A 25,442-nucleotide genomic window follows, 5' to 3' on the forward strand; every position below is an offset into this window, starting at 1 on the left:
CCGCGCGCGCCCCCGGACGCGACAACCGGTTGCCGCATGTTGTCCCGCGGCGTTGCCGCAGGCCGTCCCGGCGGGCAGGGTGAGGCCATGACCGCGCCGTCCGTGCCCGCCGTGCCCGCCGCCCCCGCCGGTCCTGCCGCGTCACGCGGGCCCGACGCTCCCGCCGCCGTCCTCGGCGGCGCGGACGTCGTCCTCACCGACGACGAGGTCCGCGCCTTCGTGGCCGAGCAGGTCGGGCGCCTCGAGCTCGACGGCCGCAGCCTGTGCCTCGTCGTGCCCGACGGGACCCGCTCGTGCCCGCTCCCGCTCCTCCTGCGCGCGGTGCACGACGTCGCCGTCGGGCGGGTCACGCGCCTCACCGTGCTCGTCGCCCTCGGCACGCACGCGCCCATGGGCGAGGCCGACCTCGCGCGGCACCTCGGCTACGTCGAGGGCGCCCTCGAGGCCACGTACCCGGGCACCTCCGTGCTCAACCACGAGTGGTGGGACGAGGCGACGTTCGCCTCCGTCGGGACGATCCCCGCCGACCGCCTCGCCGAGCTGTCGGAGGGGCGCCTCGTGCGCGACGTCGAGGTGCGGCTCAACCGGGCGGTCGTCGAGCACGACGTCACGGTGCTCGTCGGGCCCGTCTTCCCGCACGAGGTGGTCGGCTTCTCGGGCGGCAACAAGTACCTGTTCCCCGGGGTCGCGGTGAAGGACGTCATCAACGTCTCGCACTGGCTCGGCGCGCTCATCTCGAGCGTCGAGATCATCGGCACCCGCGGGACGACGCCGGTGCGCGCGCTCATCGACGAGGCGGCCGCGCTCGTGCCGGGCGAGCGGCACGCCCTGTGCGTCGTCGCGCAGTCCGGCAGCGGCGCCCTCCACGCGGCCGCGTTCGGCACGCCGCAGGCCGCGTGGGCGGCCGCCGCCGACGTGTCCGCGCAGACCCACGTGCGCTACCTCGACGCGCCCGTGCAGCGCGTGCTCTCCCTGGTCCCCGAGAAGTACGAGGACATGTGGACCGGGGCCAAGGGCTTCTACAAGGTCGAGCCCGTCGTGGCCGACGGCGGCCAGGTGGTGCTCTACGCGCCGCACATCACCGAGATCTCGGTCATGCACCCGCAGATCCTCGAGATCGGCTACCACTGCCGCGACTACTTCGTGAAGCAGTGGGACCGGTTCAAGGACGTGCCGTGGGGCGACCTCGCGCACTCGACGCACCTGCGCGGCGCCGGCACCTACGACGACGAGCACGGCGAGCGCTGCCGCGTGACCGTGACCCTGGCCACCGGCATCCCCGAGGAGGTGGTCCGGGCCGCGAACCTCGACTACCTCGACCCCGCCGAGGTCGACCCCGAGGCGTGGGCGCAGGACCCGGGCACGCTCGTCGTGCCGCAGGCCGGCGAGGTCCTGCACCGCCTGCGGGCGCGCGCGTGAGCGGCCTGCCGGCGTCCGTCACGGAGGGCACCGAGGGCGCGCTGCCGGTCGTGCACGTGCGCGGCCCGGTCGCCGACGCCGTCGTGCACCTCCAGGGCGCGCAGGTCACCGCGTGGGCGCCGCACGGCGAGGGCCCGGTCCTGTGGCGCAGCAGCCGGGCCCGGCTCGAGCCCGGCGTCGCGGTCCGGGGCGGCGTGCCCCTGTGCTTCCCGTGGTTCGGCGCGCACGCGACCGAGCCGACGGCGCCGGCGCACGGCTTCGCGCGCACGACCCGGTGGGAGCTCCTCGACGCCGCCGAGGACGGCGACGACGTCGTCGTGCGCCTCGCGCTCGCCGACGACCTGCTCACGCGCGCGTCCGCGTGGCCGCACCGCTTCGCGGCGGTCTGCACGGTGCGCGTCGGCCGGACGCTCGGCGTCGCGCTCGAGGCGACGAACCGCGACGACCACGACGTCACCGTCGAGGCCGCGCTGCACACCTACCTCGCGGTGCGGGACGTCCGGCGGACCTCGGTAGCCGGGCTCGAGGGCACGCCCTACCTCGACAAGCCGTCGGGCGGCGGGGAGCGGCCCGGGGAGGCGGGGCCGGTCCGGTTCGAGGGCGAGGTCGACCGGGTCTACCTCGGCACGCGCGCCACCGCGACGGTGGACGACGGCGACCGCCGGCTCGCGGTCGCCAAGACCGGCTCGGCGACGACGGTCGTGTGGAACCCGGGGCCCGCGCGCGGTGCCGCCATGGCGGACGTCGGCGACGCGTGGCCCGGCTTCGTGTGCGTCGAGGCGGCCGCCGTCGGCGACGACGCGGTCCGCCTCGCCCCCGGCGCGAGCCACGTGCTGGGCACCGAGGTCGCCGTCGTCGGCTGAGCGCCGACGGGCCCGACGCGTCAGGCGGTGAGCGCCAGGTACGCCGCCGTCCAGTCGAGCCGCGCGCGGTCCGCGACCGCGAGGGCGAGCGCGGGCACGGTGGTGAGCAGGTGCTCCGGGCCGATCCGGACGACCTCGCCGCCCGGCCGGGCGAGCTCCGCCCAGAAGCACTCGAGCACGACGTCGTAGCCCCAGCGCGACGCGTCCCAGCCGGGCACCCGCGCCGGGCGCACGAACGCCGTGCGCGCCGCCGGTGTCCGCGCCGGGGCGCGCCGGCTCAGCTCACGGAGCGTGGTCGCCGTCACGGGCCCAGCATCCCTCCGACCACCGACACGGCCGGACGCGCCGGTCCGCCCACGCGCTCGCCGGGGGCGCAGCCGGCGCCGGCGGGGCGGGTGCGCGGGCGGGCGGGGTGGTCCTCGCGTGACAGGGGGCGCGCGAGGCCTCAGGCTCAGTGCATGCCCCGCCGTCGCCTCGCCGCCCTCGCCGGGCTCCTCGCGGCGGCCCTGACGCTCGGGGTCGCGCAGCTGGTCGCGGCCGTGCTGCCGAGCGGCTCGTCGCCGCTCTCGGCGGTGGGCGACGCGTTCATCGACGTGACGCCCGCCTGGCTCAAGGACCTCGCGATCGACGTCTTCGGCACGGCCGACAAGACGGCGCTGCTCGTCGGCATGGTGCTCGTGCTCGCGGTGCTCGCCGCGGGCGCCGGCGTCCTCGCCGTGCGCTCCCCGGGCCTCGCGACCGGCGTCGTCCTCGCCGTCGGGCTCGCGGCCGGCGTGGTCGCCGCCGCACGGCCGGGCAACGGACCCGCCGCCGCGCTGCCGAGCCTGGCCGGCGCCGCCGCGGGCGCCGTCGCACTGCGCGCGCTCGTGCGCCGCCTCGGACCGGACGGCGCCCCCGGGTCCGCGCCGGCCGACCGCGACCACGGGCCTGCGGGCGGTGCCGTGCCCCGGCCCGACCGGCGCGGCTTCCTCGTCGGCGCGGCCGGCGTCGCCGTCGTCGCCGCGCTCACGGCGGCCGCGGGCGGCGTCGTCGGCTCGGCGGCCCGCGTCGCGACCGCGGCGCGCGACCGGCTGCGGCTGCCCTCCCCCGCGCGCCCGGCGCCGCCCGTGCCCTCGGGCGCCCAGGTGGACGTGCCCGGGGTCGCCGACGTCGTGACGCGCAACGCCGACTTCTACCGGATCGACACCGCCCTTGCCGTCCCGCAGGTCGACCCCGCGACCTGGCGGCTCCGCGTGCACGGCATGGTCGAGCGCGAGGTGACGATCGACTTCGACGAGCTCCTGGCGGGCGACCTCGTCGAGGCGTGGGTGACGCTCGCCTGCGTCTCCAACCCCGTGGGCGGCGACCTCGTCGGCAACGCGCGCTGGCTCGGCCTGCCGGTCCGCGAGCTGCTCGCGCGCGCGGGCCCCCTGCCGGGCGCCGACATGGTGCTCTCGACCAGCGCGGACGGCTTCACGGCGTCCACGCCGCTGCCGGTGCTCACCGACGACCGCGACGCGCTCCTCGCGGTCGGCATGAACGGCGAGCCCCTGCCCGCCGCCCACGGCTTCCCGGCGCGCCTCGTGGTGCCCGGCCTGTACGGCTACGTGTCGGCGACCAAGTGGGTCACCGACCTCGAGGTCACGCGCTTCGCCGACCGGGAGGCGTACTGGACGGTGCGCGGCTGGTCGGCCCGGGGCCCGGTGAAGACGGCGTCGCGGATCGAGGTGCCGCGCGCCGGGACGAGCCTCCCCGCGGGCGACGTCGTCGTCGCGGGCACGGCCTGGGCCCAGCACCGCGGCGTCACGGGCGTCGAGGTGCAGGTCGACGAGGGGGCCTGGGAGGCGGCGGACGTCGCGACCGAGATCAGCGTGGACACGTGGCGCCAGTGGTCGTGGACCTGGCGGGCCGAGCCGGGCCGGCACGTCCTGCGCGTGCGCGCGTCCGACCCGGAGGGTCCGCAGACGGGGGACGTCGCGGACGTCGTGCCCGACGGCGCGACGGGGTGGCACGAGGTCGACGTCGTCGTCGAGGGCTGATCCGCCGCGCCGCGCGTCCCGTGCGCGCCCCGCGTCCGTGCCGTCCCCCGTCCGTGCCGTCCCCGTCCGTGCCGTCCCCCGTTCGTGCGACGCGCCCGTCCTGGTCACCGGTTCGTCGACCCCCGGACGTAGCATGCGCGCCATGGCAGACGACGACGTCGCGACGGCGGCACCCCTGGACGCCCGGACGCGACGCCGGCGCGTGGTCGCGTGGGCGCTGTGGGACTGGGGCTCGGCCGCGTTCAACGCCGTCATCACGACCTTCGTCTTCACGCGCTGGCTCACGAGCTCGACGTTCGTGGACCCCGCCGTCGTCGCCGCGGCCGAGGCCGACCCCGACGGCGCCGCGGGGACGGCGCTCGACCGCGTGCTCGCCGAGCACTCGAGCTGGCTCGGCTGGGGCCTGACGGCCGCGGGCCTCGCGATCGCCCTGCTCGCCCCCGTGCTCGGGGCGCGGGCCGACGACCGCGGACGACGCCGCACGCTGCTGGGCGTCTACACGGCGATCACGGTCGCGATCAGCGCCGCCATGTTCCTCGTCACGCCCGACCCGGCGAACCTCGAGCAGAACCTTCTGCTCGGGATCTTCCTGCTCGCGGCCGGCAACATCGTCTTCGAGCTCGCGTCCGTCAACTACAACGCGACCCTCGCGCAGGTGTCGACCCCGCGCGACGTCGGGCGCGTCAGCGGGCTCGGCTGGGGCGCGGGGTACCTCGGCGGGATCGTGCTCCTGCTCCTCCTCTTCGTGGGCTTCATCAACCCCGACGTCGGCTGGTTCGGCGTCTCGGACGAGAACAGCCTCGACATCCGCGCCGCCGTGCTCGTCTCGGCGATCTGGTTCGCGGTCTTCGCGATCCCCGTGCTCGTCGCCGTGCCGGAGGTGCCGCCGTCGCCCGGTCGCGCGCGCCTGGGCCTCCTCGAGTCGTACGCCCAGCTCGCGCGCGACGTCCGCGGCCTGTGGCGCGAGCGCCGGCCCACGCTGTGGTTCCTGCTCGCGAGCGCCGTCTTCCGCGACGGGCTCGCGGGCGTGTTCACGTTCGGCGCGGTCATCGCGTCCGGCACCTTCGGGTTCACCGCCGAGGGCGTCATCGTCTTCGCGATCGCGGCCAACGTCGTCGCCGGGCTCGCGACCCTCCTGGGTGGCTGGCTCGACGACCGCGTCGGGCCCAAGGCGATCATCGTCACCTCGCTCACCGGCCTGGTCGTCGCCGGCACGGCGGTGTTCGTGCTGCACGACGGCGGCCCGGGCGTGTTCTGGGTGTTCGGCCTCCTGCTGTGCGTCTTCGTCGGGCCGGCGCAGTCCTCGAGCCGCACGCTCCTCGCGCGCCTCATCCCGCCGGGCCGCGAGAGCGAGATCTTCGGGCTCTACGCCACGACGGGGCGCGCCGCGAGCTTCCTCGCGCCCCTGGCGTTCTCGACCTTCGTCGCGGTGTCGGGCTCGCAGCACTGGGGCATCGTGGGGATCATCGCGGTCGTGGCCGTGGGCCTCGCGCTCCTCCTGCCGATCCGCGCCGGCCGGCCGCGCGACGCCGAGGTCGCCCTGGGCGCGCCGGGCTCGCCCGTGCCCGGCCGCTGACGGAGGGCGCGGGATGACGGTGCCGGGCCGACGGCGGGGCGGACACTCGTGCGGACGCCCGTGCCGAGGGTGCCGAGCGTGACCACGCGCTGGGAGCCCGACGTGCTGGGCGACGACTTCGAGCGGACGACGCTCGACCTCGGCGGCGCCCCGGACGGTCCCGCGGTCGCGACGCTCGTGCGGCACGTGCCGGACGGGCCGGGCGCCGCGCCGGACCGCGCACGGCCCGCGCTGCTCTACGTGCACGGGTTCAACGACTACTTCTTCCAGCGCCACCTCGCCGAGCGCGCGACGGAGGAGGGCTACGCCTTCCACGCGCTGGACCTGCGCCGCTGCGGACGCTCGCTGCGCGAGGGCCAGGTGCCGCACGTCGTCACCGAGCTCACGGAGCACGTGCCCGAGCTCACGGCCGCCGCGCGGCTCCTCCGCCGCGAGGCGGGCCACGACCGCCTCGTCGTCATGGGCCACTCGACCGGCGGGCTCACGGCGAGCCTGTGGGCGCACAGCCTGCGGCGCACCGGCGCGCTGGACGCGCTCGTGCTCGACAGCCCGTGGTTCGACCTGCGCGCGCGCTGGTTCCACCGCGTGGTCTCGACGCGCGTGCTCGACGCGGTCGGGCCGCTCGACCCGTTGCGCGTGGTCGCGAGCGGGGTGTCGGCGTACTCGTACCACCTGCACGTCGACCACGGCGGGCGGTGGGAGTACGACCTCGCGCTCAAGCCGCCCGACGGCCCGGTGCGCGCCGGCTGGCTGCGCGCGGTGCGCCGCGGCCAGGCGCGCCTGGCGCGCGGCCTGCGCATCGGCGTGCCCGTGCTCGTCGCGACGTCGGACCGCACGGGGCCGAACAGCCTGGACAACCCCGACCTCGACCGCCAGGACACCGTGCTCGACGTCGAGCAGATCGCGGCGCGCGCTCCCCTGCTCGGTCCCGACGTGACGCGGCTCGTCGTCGAGGGCGGCGTGCACGACCTCGTGCTCAGCGCGCCGGAGCCGCGCGAGCGCTACCTCGCCGGCACCTTCGGCTGGCTCGCCGACGCGCTCGCGCCGGACCGGGAGGTCACGGCGCTGCGCTGAGCGCCGCGCGCAGCCCGCCCGGGTCGTCCGTGGTCAGCTCGGGCACCCCGAGCGCGAGGCACGCCGCCGCGTCGCCCGCGGCGTTCACCGTCCACACGCGCACGAGCCGCCCGGCCGCGAGCCAGGCCGCCACGCGCTCGGGGCGACGCCGGACGACGCCGAGCCCCGGCCCGACGCCGCCCACGATCCCGGCGTCCGCAAGACGCCACGCCTCGGCCACGTCGGCGGCGGAGCCCAGGTCCGGGTCCGCGCCGGGCGCGTCGTCGAGCAGCACCATGAGGTGCGCGGCCGGCACGCGACGCGCCAGGTGCGCGAGCGCGCCGGGATGGAAGCTCATGAGGCTGATCCGCAGGTCGCCGAGCGCCCCCGACGCCGGGTCCCAGCCGAGGGCGTCGAGCTCGGCGAGCACGGCGTCCTCGGCCGCCCAGCCGTAGGGCGCGGGGTGCTTGAGCTCGATCGCGACGGTGAGCGGCCGGCCCGCGCCGAGCGCGAGGCCGAGCAGCTCGCGCAGCGTGAGCGCCCCGCGCGCGTCGCCGCCCGGGCCGCGCAGCGCGAGCGCCCGCACCTGGGCCAGAGTCGCCTCGTGCACGGGCCCGCGCCCGTCGGACGTGCGGTCGAGCGTCGCGTCGTGCCAGCACACCGCGACGCCGTCCGCGGTGAGCCGCACGTCGCACTCGAGCCCGTCGGCCCCGTCGGCGAGCGCGCGCTCGTAGGCCGCCCGGCTGTGCTCGGGCTCGAGCGCGCTCGCGCCGCGGTGCGCGACCAGGCGGGTCACGCCGTCACCCTGCTCACGTCACCACCCTGCTCACGTCACCACCATCCGCGACCCGGCCGCGAGGAGCAGCCCGACGCACAGGGCGGCGACCGCCATCGTGAGCCGGAACGGCAGCCGGCTGGTCGGTCGCGTCGCACCGAGCGCCCCCGCGGTGACGGCCAGCACGACGGCGGTGCCGGCGGCGACCAGCGGCGCGGGCGAGCGCTGCCCGGGCGCGAGCACCACGACGAGGACCGCGGCCACGAGGAGCGCGGGCGCGAGCACGCTCGACGCACGCCGGCCGAGCCGGTGCGGCAGGCCGCGGACGCCGGTCGCGGCGTCGTCGTCGAGGTCGGGCAGCACGTTCGCCACGTGCGCGCCCGCGCCGAGCAGCCCGCCCGTGACGACCGCCCACCACGCGGGCCGCGCGCCCGGCTGGACCGTCACGAGGAACACCGGCAGCAGCGCGAAGGACACGGTGTAGGGCACGAACGACCAGGCGGTGCGCTTGAGCGGGTGGTTGTAGCTCCACCCGCTCGCGACGGCGACCACGTGCACGAGGCCGGGCAGGACGCCGGTCGCGAACGAGAGCGCCGCGCACGCGAGCGCCGCGAGGAGCGCGGCGCGGCGCAGGGTCCGCGCGGTGACGAGGCCCTGGACGACCGGCTTCGACGTCCGCCCGACCGCGACGTCGCGGTCCGCGTCGAGCCAGTCGTTGGACCAGCCGATGCTCAGCTGGCCCGCGAGGACGGCGGCCGCCGCGAGCGCCGCGCGCGCGGGCGACGCCCCGGCGCCTGCGGCGAGGGTCGCCGCGATGGCCGTGACGACCACGGTCGGGGCGGGGTGCGAGGCCCGCACGAGGCCCTCGACGCGCCGGGCGACGCCGACGGCCGCGGGGGCGGTCGCCTCACGCGCGGCGTCGGTCACGCGGTCCTCCGGGGGTCGGGGCGGTCGGCCCGACGCTAGCGCGTGCCTCCTCGCAGCGACGCGGCGACCGTGCCATGACACGATGCAGCGCATGTCGCGCGTGCTCGCCGTCGCACCGGCCCTTCCCGCGCACGCGTACCGGCAGGAGGAGATCACCGCCGTCATCGGCCCGCTGCTCGCGGGCCCTGCGGCCCAGGGTCGCCTGCGCGCGCTGCACCGCAGCGCGGCCGTCCGCACGCGGCACCTCGCGCTGCCGCTCGAGGAGTACGCCGGCCTCACCAACTTCGGCACGGCCAACGACCACTTCCTGCGGATCGGCGCCGACCTGGCCGAGCGGGCCGCGCGGGACGCGCTGGACGCCGCGGGCCTCGCCCCGCGGGACGTCGACGTCGTCGTCCTCACCTCGGTCACCGGGATCGGCGCGCCGTCGCTCGACGCGCTCCTCGTGCCGCGCCTCGGCCTGCGCGACGACGTCCGGCGCGTGCCGTCGTTCGGCTGGGGGTGCGCGGGGGGCGCCGCGGGCCTCGCGACCGTGGACGACCTGCTCGCGGGCCGCCCCACGGGCGTCGCGCTGCTCGTGGCGGTCGAGCTGTGCTCCCTCACGGTGCAGCACGGCGACGACTCGGTCGCGAACCTCGTCTCGAGCGGCCTGTTCGGGGACGGCGCGGCCGCGGTCGTCGTCGTCGGCGACCGGCACCCCGCGGCCGGGACCGCCGCCCGGGGCCTGCCCGCGGTGACGGGGAGCCGCAGCCGCATCGTCGGCGGGACGGCCGACCACCTGGGCTGGCGGATCGGCTCCGGCGGGTTCCGGATCGTGCTGGCCGCGGGCCTGCCCGAGGTGCTGCGCGCGGGCCTGGCCGACGACGTCGGCGCGCTGCTCGAGGAGCGCGACCTCAAGGTCCGGGACGTGTCCACCTGGGTGGTCCACGCGGGCGGGCCGCGCATCCTCGACGCGGTCCGCGACGCGCTCGACCTCGACGACGCGGCCCTGGCCGTGAGCCGGAGCAGCCTCGCCGACGTCGGCAACCTGTCGTCGGCGAGCGTGCTGCACGTGCTCGCGCGCACGCTCGAGGACCCGCCCGCGCCCGGCTCGACCGGCGTCCTCATGGCCTTCGGCCCCGGCGTCGGCGCCGAGTACGTCCTGCTCCAGTGGCCGGAGGCCGCATGAGACTCCTGTTCGACCTCGTCGTCGCGGCGACCGCGCTCGAGCGGCTCGCCGAGCTCGTCGTGTCCGCGCGCAACGCCCGGTGGTCCTTCGCGCGGGGAGGGGTGGAGAGCGGCCGCGGCCACTTCCCGCCCATGGTCGCGCTGCACACGGGGCTGCTCGTGGCGTGCGTCGTCGAGGTGCACGCACTCGACCGGCCCTTCGTGCCCGCGCTCGGGTGGGCGGCGCTGGCCGCCGTCGTCGCGAGCCAGGCGCTGCGGTGGTGGTGCATCACGACGCTCGGCCCGCGCTGGAACACGCGCGTCATCGTGGTCCCCGGCCTCGCCCCCGTCACGAGCGGCCCCTACCGCGTGCTGCGTCACCCCAACTACGTCGCCGTCGTGGTCGAGGGGATCGCGCTCCCCCTCGTGCACACCGCCTGGGTCACGGCGCTCGCCTTCACGGTCCTCAACGCCGTCCTGCTCCTCGGCTTCCGCATCCCGGCCGAGGAGCGCGCGCTCGCCCTGCTGCCCGCACCCGGGCGCTCCTGACGCCATGACCGCCGACCCGACGGCCCACGGCACGACGACCACCGACGTGCTCGTGGCCGGCGGCGGTCCCGTGGGCCTCGCGGCCGCGGTCGAGGCGCGCCTCGCGGGGCACGACGTCGTCGTCGTCGAGCCCCGCGCGGGGGCCATCGACAAGGCGTGCGGCGAGGGACTCATGCCCGGCACCCTGCGCGCCCTGGCGCGGCTCGGCGTCGACCCCGACGGGCACCCGCTGCGCGGCATCTCCTACCGCGCGCCCGGGCGCCACGTCGACCACCCCTTCCGCTCCGGGCCCGGCCGCGGCGTCCGGCGCACGACGCTGCACGCCGCGCTCGCCGCCCGCGCCGCCGAGCTCGGGGTGCGCGTCCTCGCCCGCCGCGTCACCGACGTCGACCAGGACGCGGACGGCGTGCGCGCGGCCGGCGTCGAGGCGCGCTGGCTGCTCGCGTGCGACGGGCTCCACTCGACCGTGCGGCGCGTCACCGGCCTCGACGCCGACGAGCGGCCCGCGGGCCCGCGGCGCCGGTTCGGACTTCGTCGGCACGTCCGCACCGCGCCCTGGACGGACCTCGTCGAGGTGCACTGGGCGCCCGCAGCCGAGGCCTACGTGACGCCCGTGGGCGACGACCTCGTCGGGATCGCCCTGCTCGGCCCGCCCGGCATGGCCTTCGACGACGTGCTCGCGGGCTTCCCGGAGCTCGTCGAGCGGATCGCCGGGGCCGAGCCCGCGGGGGCGGTGCGCGGCGCGGGCCCCCTGCGCCAGCGGGCCGTGCGGCGCACCGCGGGCCGCGTGCGGCTCGTCGGGGACGCCTCGGGGTACGTGGACGCGCTCACGGGCGAGGGCCTGCGCGTCGGCCTGGCGCAGGCCCGCGCCGCCGTCCTCACGCTCGACGACCCACGGGCGTACGAGCGCGCGTGGGTCGAGGCGACGCGGGACTACCGCATCCTCACGGGCGGCCTCGTCGCCTGGGCGACGTCGCCCCTGCGCCGCGGCATCGTCCCCGTCGCCGCCGGCATCCCGCCGCTGTTCGGCGCGATCGTCGAGCGCCTCGCGCGCTGAGCCCGCTCTCCCGGAGCCCGCACGCCCGCCCGCCGCTCAGCGCACCGAGCTCTGCCCGCCCACGAGCGAGCGCCGGGCCCGCGACCGCGGGCGCATCGGCGGGCTCGCGGTCCCCGCGCCGTCGACCATGCCGCCGAGCACGGCCGCGAGCGCCTCCGCGGCGCTCCGCCGCGGGCGCCACCCGAGCACCGTGCGCGCACGCTCGGTGGACATGAGCGCGATGCCCGCGGCCAGGTCGACCCAGCCCGGGCTCACCGCGATGCCGTGCGCGAGCCACGCGGCGTGCACGCCCGCGCGCACGACGGGCACGGGCACCTCCACGACGCGGCCCGCGGCGAGGAGCGCGGCCGCGTCGGCGCCCCGGAGGAGGTCGTCGGCCGCGACGTTAAACGCCCCGACGTGCTGGTCGAGCAGGATCGCGCGGAACGCCTGGGCCAGGTCGTCCGCGTGGACCGCCTGGAGGCGGAAGCCGCGCGGCCACGGCAGCACGGGCAGGCCCGCCCCGAGCGCCGCCGCGGGCAGCAGCCGGCCGAGGAAGTACCGCTCGATGCCCGAGCCGGCGGCGCGCTGGAAGACCAGCGCGGGCCGCACGCGCGCCACGCGGAGGTTCGGGTGGAGCACCTCGGCCTCGTCGAGCAGCCGCTCGACGGCGACCTTGTCGACGCTGTAGCTGCTCGACCGGACCTCGCGGGTCGGCCAGTCCTCGCTCCGCGGCTCGTCGTCGTCGACGGGCGCGTAGGCGCCGACCGACGAGGCGACGACGAGGTGCGGGACACCCGCCCGCGCGACCGCGTCGATGACGCGCGCCGTGCCACCGACGTTGGTGGCGCGGAGCAGCGCGCGGTCGTGGCTCGGCTGCATCGCCCACGCGAGGTGCACGACGGCGTCGGCGCCCGCGAACGCGTCGGCGAGGCGCCCGACGACGTCGTCGTCGCGCGCCGCGAGGTCGACACCGCGCCACTCGACCGCGTCGTACGGCGCGGGCGGGCGGGACGACGGGGCGCGGCGGGCGACGCCGACCACGGACGTCACGGCGTCCTCGCGGTGCAGCGCGCGCAGGAGCGCGGTGCCCACGTTGCCGCTCGCGCCGACGACCGCGACCCTCACGGGGCCCTCACGCGTGCGCCATCCTCGGCGGTCTCAGAGCTCGGCGCCGGACGACGTGTCGTCGCGCGGGTTGAGCATGTCGGGGTCGGCGTCCGGGTCCCCGCCGGTGGGCGCGTCGCCGCCCGCGGCGCGGGCGCCCTCACGCGGCTGGAGGCTCTCGGGGTCGGCGTCCTGGTCCTGCGCGGGGTCGTAGGCGTCCGGTGTCTGTTCGCTCATGCCCCCAACGTCGCACCGTCCGCGGCGCGCCGCACGCCGAGCCGGGTCCCGGCGTGACGCGCGCCACACCGCGGTCCCGGGGTGGGACTCGGTGCGCACGGGCGGCGCTCGGCTGGCACTCTTGCGCCATGCAGATCTGGCCCGGCAAGCCCTACCCGCTCGGTGCGACCTTCGACGGGACGGGCACCAACTTCGCCCTGTTCTCCGAGGTCGCCGAGCGCGTCGAGCTGTGCCTCATCGCCGAGGACGGCACCGAGACCCGCCTCGACCTCCCCGAGGTGGACGCCTTCGTCTGGCACGCCTACCTCCCGACGATCCAGCCCGGGCAGCGCTACGGCTACCGCGTGCACGGCCCCTACGAGCCCGAGCGCGGGCACCGCTGCAACCCCGCCAAGCTGCTGCTCGACCCGTACGCCAAGGCCATCGACGGCCAGATCGACGGCCACCAGTCGCTCTTCTCCTACGACTTCGGCGACCCGGAGTCCCTCAACACGGACGACTCCGCGGGCCACACCATGACGTCGGTGGTCATCAACCCGTACTTCGACTGGGGCCACGACCGGCCGCCGATGAAGGACTACCACGAGAGCGTCATCTACGAGGGGCACGTCAAGGGCCTGACGATGCAGCACCCGGGCATCCCGGAGGAGCTGCGCGGCACGTACGCCGGCATGGCGCACCCCGCGATCGTCGACCACCTCGTCGACCTCGGGATCACCGCGATCGAGCTCATGCCGGTCCACCAGTTCGTCAACGACCCGACGCTCCAGGACAAGGGCCTGTCCAACTACTGGGGCTACAACACGATCGGCTTCTTCGCGCCGCACAACGGGTACGCGTCCTCCCCCGCGCCGGGCATGCAGGTGCAGGAGTTCAAGCAGATGGTCAAGGCGCTGCACGAGGCGAGCATCGAGGTCATCCTCGACGTGGTCTACAACCACACCGCCGAGGGCAACCACCTGGGCCCCACCCTGTGCTTCCGCGGCATCGACAACGCCGCCTACTACCGGCTCGTCGACGACGACCAGGCGCACTACTACGACACGACGGGCACGGGGAACTCGCTGCTCATGCGGCACCCGCACGTGCTCCAGCTCCTCATGGACTCGCTGCGCTACTGGGTCAACGAGATGCACGTCGACGGGTTCCGGTTCGACCTCGCGAGCACGCTGGCCCGCCAGTTCCACGAGGTCGACCGCCTCTCGGCGTTCTTCGACCTCGTGCAGCAGGACCCGGTCATCAGCCAGGTCAAGCTCATCGCCGAGCCGTGGGACGTGGGCGACGGCGGCTACCAGGTCGGCGGGTTCCCGCCCCTGTGGTCGGAGTGGAACGGCAAGTACCGCGACACGGTGCGTGACTTCTGGCGCGGCGAGCCGTCGACCCTCGCGGAGTTCGCGAGCCGCCTGTCCGGCTCGTCCGACCTCTACGAGCACACGGGCCGCAAGCCCATCGCGTCGATCAACTTCGTCACGGCCCACGACGGGTTCACCCTCAACGACCTCGTGTCGTACAACGAGAAGCACAACGACGCGAACGGCGAGGGCAACGCCGACGGCGAGAGCCACAACCGGTCCTGGAACTGCGGCGCCGAGGGGCCGACCGACGACCCGGCGATCACCGAGCTGCGGTGGCGCCAGCAGCGCAACTTCCTCACCACGCTCCTCCTGTCGCAGGGCGTCCCGATGATCGCCCACGGCGACGAGCTGGGCCGCACCCAGGGCGGGAACAACAACGGGTACTGCCAGGACAACCCGACGACGTGGATGGACTGGGACCTCAGCGAGGAGGCCCGGGGCCACCTCGACTTCACGCGTGCGCTCGTCCATCTGCGCCGGGACCACCCCGTGCTGCGCCGGCGCCGCTTCTTCTCGGGCAGCGCCGAGCACGGCGGCGAGTCCGACCTCAACGACATCGCGTGGTTCACCACGTCGGGCGAGCACATGTCGGAGGCCGACTGGAACAACGGCTTCGCGAAGGCCGTCATGGTGTTCCTCAACGGCGAGGCGATCGCCGAGCCGGACGCGCGCGGCGAGCTCGTCGTGGACGACAGCTTCCTCCTGCTCTACAACGCGGCGCCGGAGCCGGTGACGTTCAAGCTGCCGCCCCGACGCTTCGGCGAGGTCTGGACGTGCGTCGTCGACACCGACCACACGCTCGGCGCCGGCCGGCAGGTCAAGGCGGGGACCAAGGTGAAGACCACGGGCCGCAGCACGCTGGTGTTCACGCGTCCGGTGGTCGAGTGAGCGGCCCTGACCGGGACGCCGAGCGCCCGGCCGAGCGCCCGGGCCCCTCGCGCCGCCGGCCGCGTGCGGGCCGGCCCGTGCCCGTCTCGACGTACCGGCTCCAGCTCAACGCCGACCTCACGCTCGACGACGCGGCCGGCCAGGTCCCGTACCTCTCCCGGCTCGGCGTGACGCACCTGTACCTGTCCCCCGTGCTCACGGCGGCACCCGGCTCGACGCACGGCTACGACGTCGTCGACCACGACGAGATCTCGCCCGTGCTGGGCGGCCGGCCGGCGTTCGACCGCCTCGCGGCGACCGCGCGTGAGCACGGCCTGGGGCTCGTGGTCGACATCGTGCCGAACCACATGGCCGTGCCGACGCCGGTCTGGCACAACCGCGCGCTGTGGTCCGTGCTCGCGCAGGGCCCGGACTCGCCCTACGCGTCGTGGTTCGACGTCGACTGGTCCGCGGGCGAGGGCGCGCTCCTCATGCCCGTGCTCGGCCGCAGGATCGGGGCGGTGCTCGCGGACGGCGAGCTCGCGCTCGAGGAGGCCGAGGTGCCGGGGTTCCCGGGCCGCCAGACCGTGCTGCGCTACTACGACCACGTCTTCCCGGTGCGGCCGGGGACCGAGCAGCTGCCGATGGCCGAGCTCGTCGACCGCCAGCACTACCGCCTCGCGTACTGGAAGGTCGCGGACGAGGAGCTCAACTACCGCCGCTTCTTCGACGTGGGGACCCTCGCGGCCGTCCGCGTCGAGGACCCGGAGGTGTTCGACCGCACCCACGAGCTGGTCGCGGGGCTGGTGCGGGACGGCGTCGTCGACGGGCTGCGGATCGACCACCCCGACGGGCTCGCGGACCCGCAGGGCTACCTCGCGCGGCTCGCGGCGGCCACGGACGACGCGTGGGTCGCGGTCGAGAAGATCCTCGCGCCCACCGAGGAGGTGCCCGAGGACTGGGCGACCGTGGGGACCACGGGCTACGACGCCATGTGGCGCGTGCACGCGACCTTCGTCGACCCGGGCGGCGGCGGCGAGCTCGGCGCGGTCATGCACCGCCTCACGGGCGACACGACCGACGCCCTCCCGGCGCTCGTCGAGGAGGGCAAGCGGCAGATCGTCGAGGGCCCGCTCTACGCCGAGGTGCACCGCCTCGCGGACCTGGCCGCCGACATCTGCCGCGACGACGTGCGCCTGCGCGACCACACGTGGCGCTCGCTGCACGAGTGCCTCCTCGAGCTCGTCGTCGCCGCGGACCGCTACCGCTACTACGTCGTCCCCGGCGAGCCGGTGCACCCCGACGCGCAGGCGGCGTTCGCCGAGTGCGTCGCCACGGCGCGGGCCCGGCTGGACGAGGACCGCCACGAGACCCTCGACCTGCTCGCCGAGATGCTCCTGGCGCGCGAGGTCGGCTCGGCCGGCCGGACGCGCGAGTCGCGCCGGGACGAGCTGGTCGTGCGGTTCCAGCAGACGTGCGGCGCGGTCATGGCCAAGGGCGTCGAGGACACGGCGTTCTACCGCTGGACCCACCTCCTCAGCCTGTGCGAGGTGGGCGGCGCGCCCGAGCGGTTCGCGATCAGCCCCGAGGAGCTGCACGCGTGGGCCGCGCGGGCCCAGGTGCACGCGCCCGTCGCGATGACCGGCCTGTCGACGCACGACACCAAGCGCAGCGAGGACGTCCGCGCGCGGCTCGGTGTGCTGTCCGAGCTGCCGGTCGAGTGGTCCCACCTCGTGGACCACCTGCGGGCGGTCACCGCCGAGGCCCGGCCCGTGCTGCTCGACGGCCGGACCGAGAACATCCTCTGGCAGACGCTCGCGGGCACCTGGGACGGCGGCCCGATCGCCGAGGACCGCCTCGTCGGCTACCTCACCAAGGCGGTCCGCGAGGCCAAGTCGCGCACGTCCTGGACGGCGCCCGACGAGGGGTACGAGGAGGCGGTCCTCGGCTTCGCGCGGCACCTGCTCGGCGCGCCCGAGGTCCTCGAGGCGTACGAGGGCTGGGCGCAGCGCGCGGCTCCCGGCGTCCGGGCCGCGACGCTCGGCATGAAGCTCGTCCAGCTCACGCTCCCGGGCGTCGCCGACGTGTACCAGGGCACCGAGGTGCCCGCGGTCGCGCTCGTCGACCCCGACAACCGCCGGCCGGTGGACGTCGAGGCGCTCGACGCCGCCCTCGCGCGGCTCGAGACCGAGACGCCGCGCACGCTCGCCGACGAGAAGCTCGTCGTGACGTCGCGCGCCCTGCGGGTGCGCCGCGACCGGCCCGGCTGCTTCGTCGGTCCCGAGGCGGGCTACGCGCCCGTGCCGGCGTCGTCGGGCAACGCGTTCGCGTTCGCGCGCACCGAGGCGGGCATCCCGTCGGCGATCACGGTCGCGACCCGGCTCGCGCTCTCGCTCGACCGCCTCGGCGGGTGGGGGGCGCACACGGTCGCGATCCCCGAGTGGCGGTGGACGGACGTGCTCACGGGCCGGACGATCGAGGGCGGCGTCGTGCCGCTCGAGCACCTGCTCGAGCACCTCCCGGTCGCCCTCCTCGTCCCCGCGGGGCACGCTTGACCGCGTGAGCGACGCGACCCCACCCGAGGCCACGACCGACCCCGCCGCGAGCACCGCGAGCGCCCCGCGCACCGCGAGCACCGCCGACGCCCCGCGCGTCTGGGCGCCGTCGGCCGAGCGCGTCGAGCTGCACCTGCCGGGCCGCGACGAGCGGCACGCGATGGTGCCCGACGGCGGCGGCTGGTGGCGCGCGCCCCTGGCCCTGCCGGACGGCACCGACTACGCCTTCGCGGTCGACGGCGGCGAGCCGTGGCCCGACCCGCGCAGCCCGTGGCAGCCCGCGGGCGTGCACGGCCCGAGCCGGACGTTCGACGCGTCGGCGCACGCGTGGGCCGACGCCGGCTGGACGGGCCGCGACGTGCGCGGCGCGGTCGTCTACGAGCTCCACGTCGGGACGTTCACGCCCGAGGGCACGCTCGACGCGGCGATCGACCGCCTCGACCACCTCGCCGCCCTGGGCGTCGACATGGTCGAGCTCATGCCGGTGGCCGCGTTCCCGGGCGTGCACGGCTGGGGGTACGACGGCGTCGCGCTCTACGCGGTGCACGAGCCCTACGGCGGCCCGGCGGCGCTCCAGCGCTTCGTCGACGCCGCCCACGCGCGCGGCCTCGCCGTGTGCCTCGACGTCGTGCACAACCACCTCGGCCCGTCGGGGAACTACCTGCACGGGTTCGGCCCGTACTTCACCGACCGCCACCACACGCCGTGGGGGCAGGCCGTCAACCTCGACGGCGAGGGCTCGGCGGAGGTCCGCCGGTTCGTGATCGACAACGCGCTGCGCTGGCTGCGCGACTTCCACGTCGACGCGCTGCGCCTCGACGCCGTGCACGCGCTCGTCGACGACTCGCCCCGCCACCTCCTCGCCGAGCTCGCCGACGAGGTCGCGGCGCTCGCCGCCGAGCTGGGCCGGCCCCTGTCCCTCGTCGCGGAGTCCGACCTCAACGACGCGGTCATGGTCACGCCGACGGACCAGGGCGGGCTCGGCATGACCGCGCAGTGGGCCGACGACGTGCACCACGCCCTGCACGCGTTCCTCACGGGCGAGCGGCACGGCTACTACGTCGACTTCGGCAGCGCCGAGGTCCTCGCGAAGGTCCTCACGCGCGTCTTCCTGCACGACGGCGGCTTCTCGACGTTCCGCGGGCGGGACTGGGGCGCGCCCGTGCCCGAGGGCACCGACGGCCACCGCTTCGTCGTCTTCGCCCAGGACCACGACCAGGTGGGCAACCGCGCGCTCGGCGACCGCCCCTCGGAGCGCCTCGACGACGCGGGCCTCGCCGCGTCCGCGGCGCTCGTGCTCCTGTCGCCGTTCACGCCCATGCTCTTCATGGGCGAGGAGTGGGGCGCCCGCACCCGCTGGCAGTACTTCACGGACCACGCCGAGCCCGAGCTCGTCGAGGGCATCCGGCGCGGGCGCCGCGAAGAGTTCTCGGGCCACGGCTGGACGGACGTCTACGGCGGCGAGGTCGAGGTGCCCGACCCGCAGGACCCGGCGACCGTCGAGGCCAGCCGCCTCGACTGGTCCGAGCCCGCGCAGCCCCGGCACGCCGCGCTCCTGCGCTGGTACACCGACCTGGTCGCGGTGCGCCGGGCCGTGCCCGAGGTCGCCTCGGGCGACCTCGGCGCGACCCGCGTCGAGCACGAGGCGGGCCGCTGGCTCGCGCTGCACCGCGGGCCCGTCGCCGTCGTCGTGTCCCTCGCGGACGACGACGTCACGGTGCCCGTGACCCCCGGGGGGACGACGATGCTCGCCGCGTTCGGGGGCGCGAGCGCGGACGCGACGGGTGTCACGCTCGCGGGCCGCGCCGTCGCGGTCGTACGGTCGGCGGCATGACACGAGCCGCAGGACGCTGGACCACCCCCGCGACGCAGGCGCTGCGCGTCGGCCCGGGCTTCGACCTCGCCGGCCTGGACCGGCGGTCGACGCCGGGCTGGTCGGGCGACAAGAAGAGCGCGCCGGACGCGCTCGCCGCGCAGGGCGAGCGCCTGTCGGAGCTCCAGGAGCGCCTGTTCGCGCACGGCCGCACGGGCGGTGACCGTGCGGTGCTGCTCGTGCTCCAGGGCATGGACACCGCGGGCAAGGGCGGGATCGTGCGGCACGTGCTCGGCATGGTCGACCCCCAGGGCGTCGCGCTGCGCTCGTTCGGCGTCCCGACCGCGGCGGAGAAGCGCCACCACTACCTGTGGCGGATCCGCAGGGCCCTGCCCCGGCCGGGCTACATCGGCGTGTTCGACCGCTCGCACTACGAGGACGTGCTCGTGGTCAAGGTCGAGGGGCTCGTCCCGGCGGGCGAGGTCGAGGAGCGCTACGACGAGATCAACGCGTTCGAGGCCGAGGTCGCGTCCTCCGGGACGCGCGTCGTCAAGGTGGCGCTCATGGTCTCGCTCGACGAGCAGGCGGCCCGCCTGCGCGAGCGCCTCGAGCGGCCGGACAAGCACTGGAAGTACAACCCGGGCGACATCGACGCGCGCGAGCGGTGGCCGCTCTACCAGGCCGCGTACCAGACGGCGCTCGAGCGCACGTCCACCGACGTCGCTCCCTGGCACGTCGTGCCGGCGGACCGCAAGTGGTACGCGCGCCTCGCCGTGGGTGCGCTGCTCCAGGACGCGCTCGAGGGCCTCGACCTCGGCTGGCCGCCCGCGGACTTCGACGTCGAGACCGAGCTGCGCCGCCTCGAGGCGTCGGACCCGCGGACCTGAGCCACCCGGCAGAGCCGGGCCGGGCCGGGCCGGCTCGGGCCGGCTCAGGCCGGCCCGGCCTCCACCAGGGCGCGGCCCTCGCCGGCGAGCGCGCCGAGCCGCGACAGCGCGCGCAGGTACTTCTTGCGGTACCCGCCGCGCAGCATCGCGGCGTCGAAGAGCCCCGGCTCGTGCCCGTCGGACGGCCCGCCGAGCAGCACGGGCACGTCGCCCTCGTAGAGCCGGTCGACGAACGACACGAGCCGCAGCGCGTCCGCCTGGTCCGACGTGGGCCCGACGCCGGTGAGCCCGACGGCGGCGACGCCCTCGAGCAGCGCGCCGTAGCGGCTCGGGTGCACGGTGCGCAGGTGGGCGAGCAGGGCGTCGAACGCGTCGCACGTCGCGCCGTCGGTCGCGGCCGCGGTCGCGCGCACGTCGTCGTCGGGCAGCGTGGTCAGCGGGGCGGCGCCGCGGTGGCGGTAGTCGGGCCCGTCGATGCGCACGACGTCGAACCGGTCCGCCATGGCCTGGATCTCGCGCAGGAAGTCCTCCGCCGCGAAGCGGCCCTCGCCGAGCTGCTCGGGCAGGGTGTTCGAGGTCGCGGCGAGGGCGACGCCGGCGTCCGACAGCTCGCGCAGCATGCGGGACATGAGCAGCGTGTCGCCGGGGTCGTCGAGCTCGAACTCGTCGATGCAGACGAGGCGGCGCGTCGCGAGGGCGTCGACGGTCTCGCGGAACCCGATCGCGCCCACGAGGTGCGTGTACTCGACGAAGCTCCCGAAGGCGGCACCGGGCACGCGGTGCGCGAGCGCGGCGAGGAGGTGGGTCTTGCCGACGCCGAACCCGCCGTCGAGGTAGAGCGCGGGCGGGGCGGTCGGACGCCGCAGCCAGCCCCGACGCGCGGGACGCCCCAGGCCCTCGGCGACGTCGGCGACCCGGGCGCGCGCGGCGGCCTGGCTCGGGTGCTCGGGGTCCGGGACGTAGGACTCGAGCGTGGCGTCCGCGAAGTGCCGGGGCACGCCGAGCTGTGCGAGCAGGTCCTCCGGGGCGACCTGCGGCCGACGGCCCACGAGACTGGCCGCGCGGGTCGCCGGGGTGCTCACGAGGAGCCAGCCTAGGCGCGCTCCCCCGCGACCGCCGCCACGGCGGGCGAGCCGGGGTCGGCGAGCACGCCGAGCACCGCGGCCGCGACCGCGGTCCCGCCGACCTCGGCGACGGGGTCGAGGTTGCGGTCGTCGCCCGCGACCGCCGCGAGCACCTCGACCTCGTGCAGCCGCACGCCCGGCTCCTCGCGGCGCAGGACGTCGAGGAGCATGCGCTGGCCCGCGCCCGCGACGCTCACGGGGCCGGACAGCGCCATCGGCTCGGTCGCGGCGGCGCCGTTGAGCGCGACGTGCACCGGGTCGGCGTCGGGGCCGGCCGCGGCCACGAGCGGGACGAGGGCGCGCGCCGCGAGGAAGTGCGCCGTGAGGTTGTCGTCGAGCACCTGGCGCCACACCAGCGGGTCGAGCTCGACGAGCGGTGTGCCGATCCACCACCCGCCCAGGCTCGCGACCGCCGCATCGGCGACCCAGCCGCGGTCGTCGAGCGCCGCGGCGATCTCGCCGGGCTGCTCCCAGTCCCGCACGGTGACCCGGACGAGGTGCTCGTGGTCGGGCAGGCCGCGGCCGCGCGCCCCCGCCGGACGCCGGGTCGGCACGACGACGCGGGCGCCCGCGTCGAGCAGCGCGCGCACGACGTACCCCCCGACGTGGCCCGTCCCCCCGGCGACGACGACGACGCGTCGCGCGAGCGCGGGGTCGGCCGCCGGGCGGGCCGCGGGCGCAGCGTCATCGGTCACGCCGCCAGCCTAGGCGTGGCCCCGCACGCCCGGGCCGGGCGGTCCTCCCTCCGTGCGGGCGCGTCCGGCCGCCGCGTCCGCACGCGCGTCACCTCACGGCGCCCGCACCGGCGCACGACTAGGCTCGCCGCGTGAGCGAGATCATCGTCGTCCTGACCGAGGACACCCTGACCGATGCCGACGTCCAGCACGTCGTCGGCCTGCACGCCGACGAGGACGTCCGGTACCAGCTCCTCGTCCCCGCGGACACCGAGCACAACATGCTGGTCTCGCTGGTCGACCACCTCAGCCTGGGCGAGCTGCGCGAGGCGCTCGACGCCGTGCTCGGCCGCGAGCCGGAGCCGGTGCGGGCGCACGAGACGGCCGAGGACCAGCTCGCCGCGAGCGTCGCCGCCTTCGTCGCGACGGGTGCCCGCGTCGACGGCGAGGTCGTCGCGGACGACCCGCTCCCCGCGCTGCGCTCGGCCGTGGCGCAGCCCGGGGTGCGCGAGGTCGTCGTCGTCACCGTGCCGCACGCGCTCGAGGACACCTTCCACACGGACTGGGCCTCGCGGGCGCGCGAGGAGCTCCAGGTGCCCGTGCTGCACCTCTACAGCGGGACGAGCCGGCTCGGCTGACGTCCCGGGGCCTCAGAGCCCGGTGCCGGTGACCTCCGGGTAGTACCGGCGGAACTTGCGCACCTGGTTGACGGCCGCCGCGGCGACGTAGAGGCGGCGCCGCAGGCGCGTCTCGGCCCGGTAGCGCAGCGGGTGCGCCGTCGCGCGGGCGCGGATGAGCCCGGTGACCTTGGCCCGGAGGGCCGGGTCGAGCACGTACCGCAGCAGCAGCCGGTGGGGCACGATCGAGTACAGCACCTCGCGCTCGACGACCACGGGCTCGACGGCGGTGCCGTCGACGTGGTCCTGCACGAGGAACCGCGCCGGGTTCGCACCCGCCGCGAGCACGTAGTGGTTGTTGCGCCCGATCCGCGGGTTCACCTCGAAGAACTGCGCCGAGCCGTCGCGCGGGTCGACCTTGACGTCGAAGTTGGCGAAGCCCGTGTAGCCCGTGCCGACGAGCAGGCGGTGCGCCTGCTCGAGCATCGCCTCGAAGTTCCCGGTGATCATGGCGGCGGGGTTGCCCAGGCCGCTCGGCGTGTGCTCCTCGAGCAGCACGTGCGCGCAGCACGAGAGCGTCACGACGCCGCGCCGGTCGACGTAGCACGTGATCGAGCGCATCTGCGTGTCGTCGCCCGGGATCATCTCCTGGACCACGAAGCGCCCGCGGAAGCCCGCCGCGCGCAGCGTCACCCAGAGCTCGTCGAGCTCCGCGGCCGTGTCGACCTGGTACACCTTCTTCTTGCCCGGGAAGCTCAGGCGCTCGTAGTCCGCGCTGTTCGCGGCCTTGGCGATGAGCGGGTACGGCAGGTCGACCCCGACGGGCGACCAGGCGGCGTCGTCGGCCGCCGTGAAGTCCTGCACCACCGTGCGGGGCGTGCGGATGCCGAGCTCCTCGCACAGGGCGGCGAAGCGGGCCTTGTCCGCGAGCCGGCCGAGCAGCTCCTCGCCGAGGAACGGGACGGTGTACCACTGCTCGAGCTCGGCGCGGTGCGTCACGAGGAACCGGACGAGCCAGTCGGTGTTCGCGAGGAGCAGCAGCTGCGGCGCCCCGTCCCCCGTCCCGAACCGCTCCGCGACCTCGCGCAGTGCGCGGACGAGGTCCTCGGGCGCCGCGTCGGGGCCCAGGACGACGTTCTCGAGGATGGTCGAGTCCGCGACGGGCCCCGTCACGGTGAGGCTGACGACGACGGAGCGCGCCCCGTAGCCCTCGTGGAAGGCGCGCGCGAGCGCGTAGACGCCGATGTCCGCACCCAGGATCACCGGCTGGAACGCGCGGCCGCCCTCGGAGCGCCCCTCGGCCCGCGTGATGAGCGGGGCGGGGGCGGCGGTCGTCGCCGTCACGCGTCGCTCTCGGAGCGGTCGCCCGTCCACTCGGTGTGGAACGTGCCCTCGCGGTCCGTGCGGCGGTACGTGTGCGCGCCGAAGAAGTCGCGCTGCGCCTGGATGAGGTTGGCGGGCAGGCGCTCGGCGCGGACGCCGTCGTAGTACGCGAGCGACGACGAGAAGGCGGGCGTCGGCACGCCGTTGAGCGCCGCGGCCGAGACGATGCGGCGCCACGCCGCGACGCCGTTGCCCACCGCGGACGCGAAGTACTCGTCCGCGAGCAGCAGCGGCAGGTCCGCCTGGCGCTCGTAGGCCTCGGTGATGCGGTTGAGGAAGCGCGCGCGGATGATGCAGCCGCCGCGCCAGATCCGCGCCATCGCGCCGCGGTCGATGTCCCAGCCGAACTCGGCCGAGGCCGCCGCGATCTGGTCGAAGCCCTGCGAGTACGCGACGACCTTCGAGGCGTAGAGCGCGAGGCGCACGTCCTCGACGAAGGCGTCGCGGTCCGTCACGTCCCACGCCGCCGCGTCGGCGACGAGCACGCCCCGCGCGGCCGTGCGCTGCGGCACGGACCCCGACAGGGCGCGTGCGAAGGTCGCCTCCGCGATGCCCGTGATGGGCACCCCGAGGTCGAGCGCGTTCTGCACCGTCCAGCGGCCGGTGCCCTTCTGCTCGGCCTGGTCGAGGATGACGTCGACGAACGCCTGGCCGGTCGCGGCGTCCGTGTGGCGCAGCACCTCGGCGGTGATCTCGATGAGGAAGGACTCGAGGTCGCCCGTGTTCCACTCGGCGAAGATCTCGCCGATCTCGGCCGCCGACGCGCCCAGCCCCTGCTTGAGCAGGTCGTACGCCTCGGCGATGAGCTGCATGTCCGCGTACTCGATGCCGTTGTGGACCATCTTGACGAAGTGGCCCGCGCCGTCCGAGCCCACGTAGGTGCAGCACGGCACGCCGTCGACCTTGGCCGAGATGTCCTCGAGGATCGGGCCGAGCCACTCGTAGGACTCGCGCGAGCCGCCGGGCATGATGCTCGGACCGTTGAGCGCGCCCTCCTCGCCTCCCGACACCCCGGTGCCGACGAAGTGCAGGCCGTGCGCCTTGAGCTCGGCCTCACGGCGGCGGGTGTCGGGGAAGTGCGCGTTGCCCGCGTCGATGACGATGTCGCCCGCCTCGAGGAGCGGGACCAGCTCGGCGATCACGGCGTCCGTCGGGCCGCCGGCCTTGACCATGATCACGACCTTGCGCGGCCGCTCCAGGGAGGCGACGAAGTCCGCCATCGACTCCGAGGGCACGAAGTCGCCGTCGTCGCCGTGGTCGGCGACGAGGGACTGCGTCTTCGCGAACGACCGGTTGTGCACCGCCACCGTGTAGCCGTGGCGTGCGAAGTTCCGAGCGAGGTTGCGGCCCATGACGGCCAACCCGGTGACACCGATCTGCGCGCGTGCAGTCATGCTCGAGGACTTCCCTTCCGACGGTGACGTGTGCCGCCAGACTACCGAGGCGACCCGGACCTGCTCC

General features: G+C 76.0%; 22 protein-coding genes. 13 read left to right on the forward strand and 9 right to left on the reverse strand.

The window, feature by feature from the left end; translation table 11 throughout:
- Positions 1 to 87: 87 nt before the first annotated feature.
- Complete coding sequence (locus JIG38_RS12620) at positions 88 to 1,419, forward strand: lactate racemase domain-containing protein (RefSeq protein ID WP_199424175.1); 1,332 nt, start codon at positions 88 to 90, stop codon at positions 1,417 to 1,419.
- Entirely contained in the window at positions 1,416 to 2,282 is an 867-nt protein-coding gene (locus JIG38_RS12625; RefSeq protein WP_199424176.1) for a D-hexose-6-phosphate mutarotase, read from the forward strand. Before JIG38_RS12620 ends, JIG38_RS12625 begins: the two co-directional genes overlap by 4 nt.
- A gap of 20 nt (positions 2,283 to 2,302) precedes the next feature.
- Here JIG38_RS12625 and JIG38_RS12630 read toward each other — a convergent pair whose 3' ends face one another.
- Positions 2,303 to 2,587: a hypothetical protein gene (locus JIG38_RS12630; protein ID WP_199424177.1), complete on the reverse strand. Its 285-nt coding sequence runs from the start codon at positions 2,585 to 2,587 to the stop codon at positions 2,303 to 2,305.
- A gap of 153 nt (positions 2,588 to 2,740) precedes the next feature.
- Between JIG38_RS12630 and JIG38_RS12635 the strand changes: the two genes are divergently transcribed.
- The 3 genes from JIG38_RS12635 to JIG38_RS12645 all read left to right on the forward strand — a co-directional run bounded on the left by JIG38_RS12635 (position 2,741) and on the right by JIG38_RS12645 (position 6,950).
- Positions 2,741 to 4,300, forward strand: a complete 1,560-nt coding sequence (locus JIG38_RS12635) for a molybdopterin-dependent oxidoreductase (protein ID WP_199424178.1) — start codon at positions 2,741 to 2,743, stop codon at positions 4,298 to 4,300.
- 133 nt (positions 4,301 to 4,433) lie between these two features.
- A complete protein-coding gene (locus JIG38_RS12640; protein ID WP_372419891.1) occupies positions 4,434 to 5,876 on the forward strand; it encodes an MFS transporter in 1,443 nt (480 codons plus the stop codon).
- A 78-nt stretch (positions 5,877 to 5,954) separates the two neighbouring features.
- Positions 5,955 to 6,950, forward strand: coding sequence for an alpha/beta hydrolase (locus JIG38_RS12645; RefSeq protein ID WP_307844887.1), 996 nt, complete (start codon positions 5,955 to 5,957; stop codon positions 6,948 to 6,950).
- Here the strand turns inward: JIG38_RS12645 and JIG38_RS12650 are convergent.
- Positions 6,934 to 7,725 carry a glycerophosphodiester phosphodiesterase gene (locus tag JIG38_RS12650; RefSeq protein ID WP_199424181.1) on the reverse strand — a complete coding sequence of 264 codons (792 nt, stop codon included), beginning with the start codon at positions 7,723 to 7,725 and terminating at the stop codon, positions 6,934 to 6,936. The genes JIG38_RS12645 and JIG38_RS12650 overlap by 17 nt on opposite strands.
- 30 nt (positions 7,726 to 7,755) lie before the next feature.
- Complete coding sequence (locus JIG38_RS12655; RefSeq protein WP_307844888.1) at positions 7,756 to 8,631, reverse strand: UbiA family prenyltransferase; 876 nt, start codon at positions 8,629 to 8,631, stop codon at positions 7,756 to 7,758.
- 91 nt (positions 8,632 to 8,722) lie between these two features.
- Here JIG38_RS12655 and JIG38_RS12660 point away from each other — a divergent pair, with 91 nt between their 5' ends.
- From JIG38_RS12660 to JIG38_RS12670, 3 genes are read left to right on the forward strand one after another with little or no spacing between them, the layout of a single operon-like run.
- Entirely contained in the window at positions 8,723 to 9,799 is a 1,077-nt protein-coding gene (locus JIG38_RS12660) for a type III polyketide synthase (RefSeq protein ID WP_199424183.1), read from the forward strand.
- Positions 9,796 to 10,326, forward strand: coding sequence for an isoprenylcysteine carboxyl methyltransferase family protein (locus tag JIG38_RS12665; protein WP_199424184.1), 531 nt, complete (start codon positions 9,796 to 9,798; stop codon positions 10,324 to 10,326). The genes JIG38_RS12660 and JIG38_RS12665 overlap by 4 nt, the downstream gene beginning before the upstream one ends.
- Before the next feature lie 4 nt (positions 10,327 to 10,330).
- Complete coding sequence (locus tag JIG38_RS12670; protein WP_199424185.1) at positions 10,331 to 11,383, forward strand: NAD(P)/FAD-dependent oxidoreductase; 1,053 nt, start codon at positions 10,331 to 10,333, stop codon at positions 11,381 to 11,383.
- A 36-nt stretch (positions 11,384 to 11,419) separates the two neighbouring features.
- Here the strand turns inward: JIG38_RS12670 and JIG38_RS12675 are convergent, their stop codons facing one another.
- On the reverse strand, positions 11,420 to 12,490 hold the full coding sequence (locus JIG38_RS12675) for an NAD-dependent epimerase/dehydratase family protein (protein WP_199424186.1): 1,071 nt from the start codon (positions 12,488 to 12,490) through the stop codon (positions 11,420 to 11,422).
- Positions 12,491 to 12,523: 33 nt separating this feature from the next.
- Positions 12,524 to 12,706 (reverse strand): hypothetical protein, encoded by a 183-nt coding sequence (locus JIG38_RS12680; protein WP_199424187.1) that lies wholly within the window; start codon positions 12,704 to 12,706, stop codon positions 12,524 to 12,526.
- Positions 12,707 to 12,834: 128 nt separating this feature from the next.
- Between JIG38_RS12680 and glgX the strand changes: the two genes are divergently transcribed.
- From glgX to JIG38_RS12700, 4 genes are read left to right on the forward strand one after another with little or no spacing between them, the layout of a single operon-like run.
- Positions 12,835 to 14,949 carry a glycogen debranching protein GlgX gene (gene glgX / locus JIG38_RS12685; RefSeq protein WP_199424188.1) on the forward strand — a complete coding sequence of 705 codons (2,115 nt, stop codon included), beginning with the start codon at positions 12,835 to 12,837 and terminating at the stop codon, positions 14,947 to 14,949.
- The gene (treY, locus tag JIG38_RS12690; protein WP_199424189.1) at positions 14,946 to 17,483 is read left to right on the forward strand and encodes a malto-oligosyltrehalose synthase; all 2,538 of its coding nucleotides are present in this window, start codon (positions 14,946 to 14,948) and stop codon (positions 17,481 to 17,483) included. Before glgX ends, treY begins: the two co-directional genes overlap by 4 nt.
- A 4-nt stretch (positions 17,484 to 17,487) precedes the next feature.
- The gene (gene treZ, locus JIG38_RS12695) at positions 17,488 to 19,317 is read left to right on the forward strand and encodes a malto-oligosyltrehalose trehalohydrolase (RefSeq protein WP_199424190.1); all 1,830 of its coding nucleotides are present in this window, start codon (positions 17,488 to 17,490) and stop codon (positions 19,315 to 19,317) included.
- The gene (locus JIG38_RS12700; RefSeq protein WP_199424191.1) at positions 19,314 to 20,183 is read left to right on the forward strand and encodes a PPK2 family polyphosphate kinase; all 870 of its coding nucleotides are present in this window, start codon (positions 19,314 to 19,316) and stop codon (positions 20,181 to 20,183) included. Before treZ ends, JIG38_RS12700 begins: the two co-directional genes overlap by 4 nt.
- Before the next feature lie 44 nt (positions 20,184 to 20,227).
- Here the strand turns inward: JIG38_RS12700 and zapE are convergent, their stop codons facing one another.
- Together zapE and JIG38_RS12710 are read right to left on the reverse strand one after the other, a co-directional pair.
- Positions 20,228 to 21,265 carry a cell division protein ZapE gene (zapE, locus tag JIG38_RS12705; RefSeq protein WP_199424192.1) on the reverse strand — a complete coding sequence of 346 codons (1,038 nt, stop codon included), beginning with the start codon at positions 21,263 to 21,265 and terminating at the stop codon, positions 20,228 to 20,230.
- Positions 21,266 to 21,276: 11 nt separating this feature from the next.
- On the reverse strand, positions 21,277 to 22,002 hold the full coding sequence (locus JIG38_RS12710; RefSeq protein ID WP_199424193.1) for an NAD-dependent epimerase/dehydratase family protein: 726 nt from the start codon (positions 22,000 to 22,002) through the stop codon (positions 21,277 to 21,279).
- A 131-nt stretch (positions 22,003 to 22,133) separates the two neighbouring features.
- On the opposite strand from JIG38_RS12710, the gene JIG38_RS12715 reads away from it, so the two are divergent.
- Entirely contained in the window at positions 22,134 to 22,619 is a 486-nt protein-coding gene (locus JIG38_RS12715; RefSeq protein ID WP_199424194.1) for a hypothetical protein, read from the forward strand.
- A gap of 12 nt (positions 22,620 to 22,631) precedes the next feature.
- On the opposite strand, the gene JIG38_RS12720 is transcribed toward JIG38_RS12715, so the two are convergent.
- Together JIG38_RS12720 and gnd are read right to left on the reverse strand one after the other, a co-directional pair.
- Positions 22,632 to 23,942 carry a carboxylate--amine ligase gene (locus tag JIG38_RS12720; protein ID WP_307844889.1) on the reverse strand — a complete coding sequence of 437 codons (1,311 nt, stop codon included), beginning with the start codon at positions 23,940 to 23,942 and terminating at the stop codon, positions 22,632 to 22,634.
- Entirely contained in the window at positions 23,939 to 25,375 is a 1,437-nt protein-coding gene (gene gnd / locus JIG38_RS12725; protein ID WP_199424195.1) for an NADP-dependent phosphogluconate dehydrogenase, read from the reverse strand. The genes JIG38_RS12720 and gnd overlap by 4 nt, the downstream gene beginning before the upstream one ends.
- Positions 25,376 to 25,442: the final 67 nt, after the last annotated feature.

Source organism: Actinotalea solisilvae, from assembly GCF_016464425.1.
GTDB classification, from domain to species: Bacteria; Actinomycetota; Actinomycetes; order Actinomycetales; family Cellulomonadaceae; genus Actinotalea; species Actinotalea solisilvae.

What these genes read in the sequence shown, in the direction of transcription:
- JIG38_RS12665 (WP_199424184.1), top strand. Translation starts at nt 9,796, where the DNA reads ATGAGACTCCTGTTCGACCTCGTCGTCGCGGCGACCGCGCTCGAGCGG.
- JIG38_RS12635 (WP_199424178.1), top strand. Translation starts at nt 2,741, where the DNA reads ATGCCCCGCCGTCGCCTCGCCGCCCTCGCCGGGCTCCTCGCGGCGGCC.
- glgX (WP_199424188.1), top strand. Translation starts at nt 12,835, where the DNA reads ATGCAGATCTGGCCCGGCAAGCCCTACCCGCTCGGTGCGACCTTCGAC.
- JIG38_RS12620 (WP_199424175.1), top strand. Translation starts at nt 88, where the DNA reads ATGACCGCGCCGTCCGTGCCCGCCGTGCCCGCCGCCCCCGCCGGTCCT.
- JIG38_RS12700 (WP_199424191.1), top strand. Translation starts at nt 19,314, where the DNA reads ATGACACGAGCCGCAGGACGCTGGACCACCCCCGCGACGCAGGCGCTG.
- gnd (WP_199424195.1), bottom strand. Translation starts at nt 25,375, where the DNA reads ATGACTGCACGCGCGCAGATCGGTGTCACCGGGTTGGCCGTCATGGGC.
- JIG38_RS12680 (WP_199424187.1), bottom strand. Translation starts at nt 12,706, where the DNA reads ATGAGCGAACAGACACCGGACGCCTACGACCCCGCGCAGGACCAGGAC.
- JIG38_RS12660 (WP_199424183.1), top strand. Translation starts at nt 8,723, where the DNA reads ATGTCGCGCGTGCTCGCCGTCGCACCGGCCCTTCCCGCGCACGCGTAC.
- JIG38_RS12640 (WP_372419891.1), top strand. Translation starts at nt 4,434, where the DNA reads ATGCGCGCCATGGCAGACGACGACGTCGCGACGGCGGCACCCCTGGAC.
- JIG38_RS12670 (WP_199424185.1), top strand. Translation starts at nt 10,331, where the DNA reads ATGACCGCCGACCCGACGGCCCACGGCACGACGACCACCGACGTGCTC.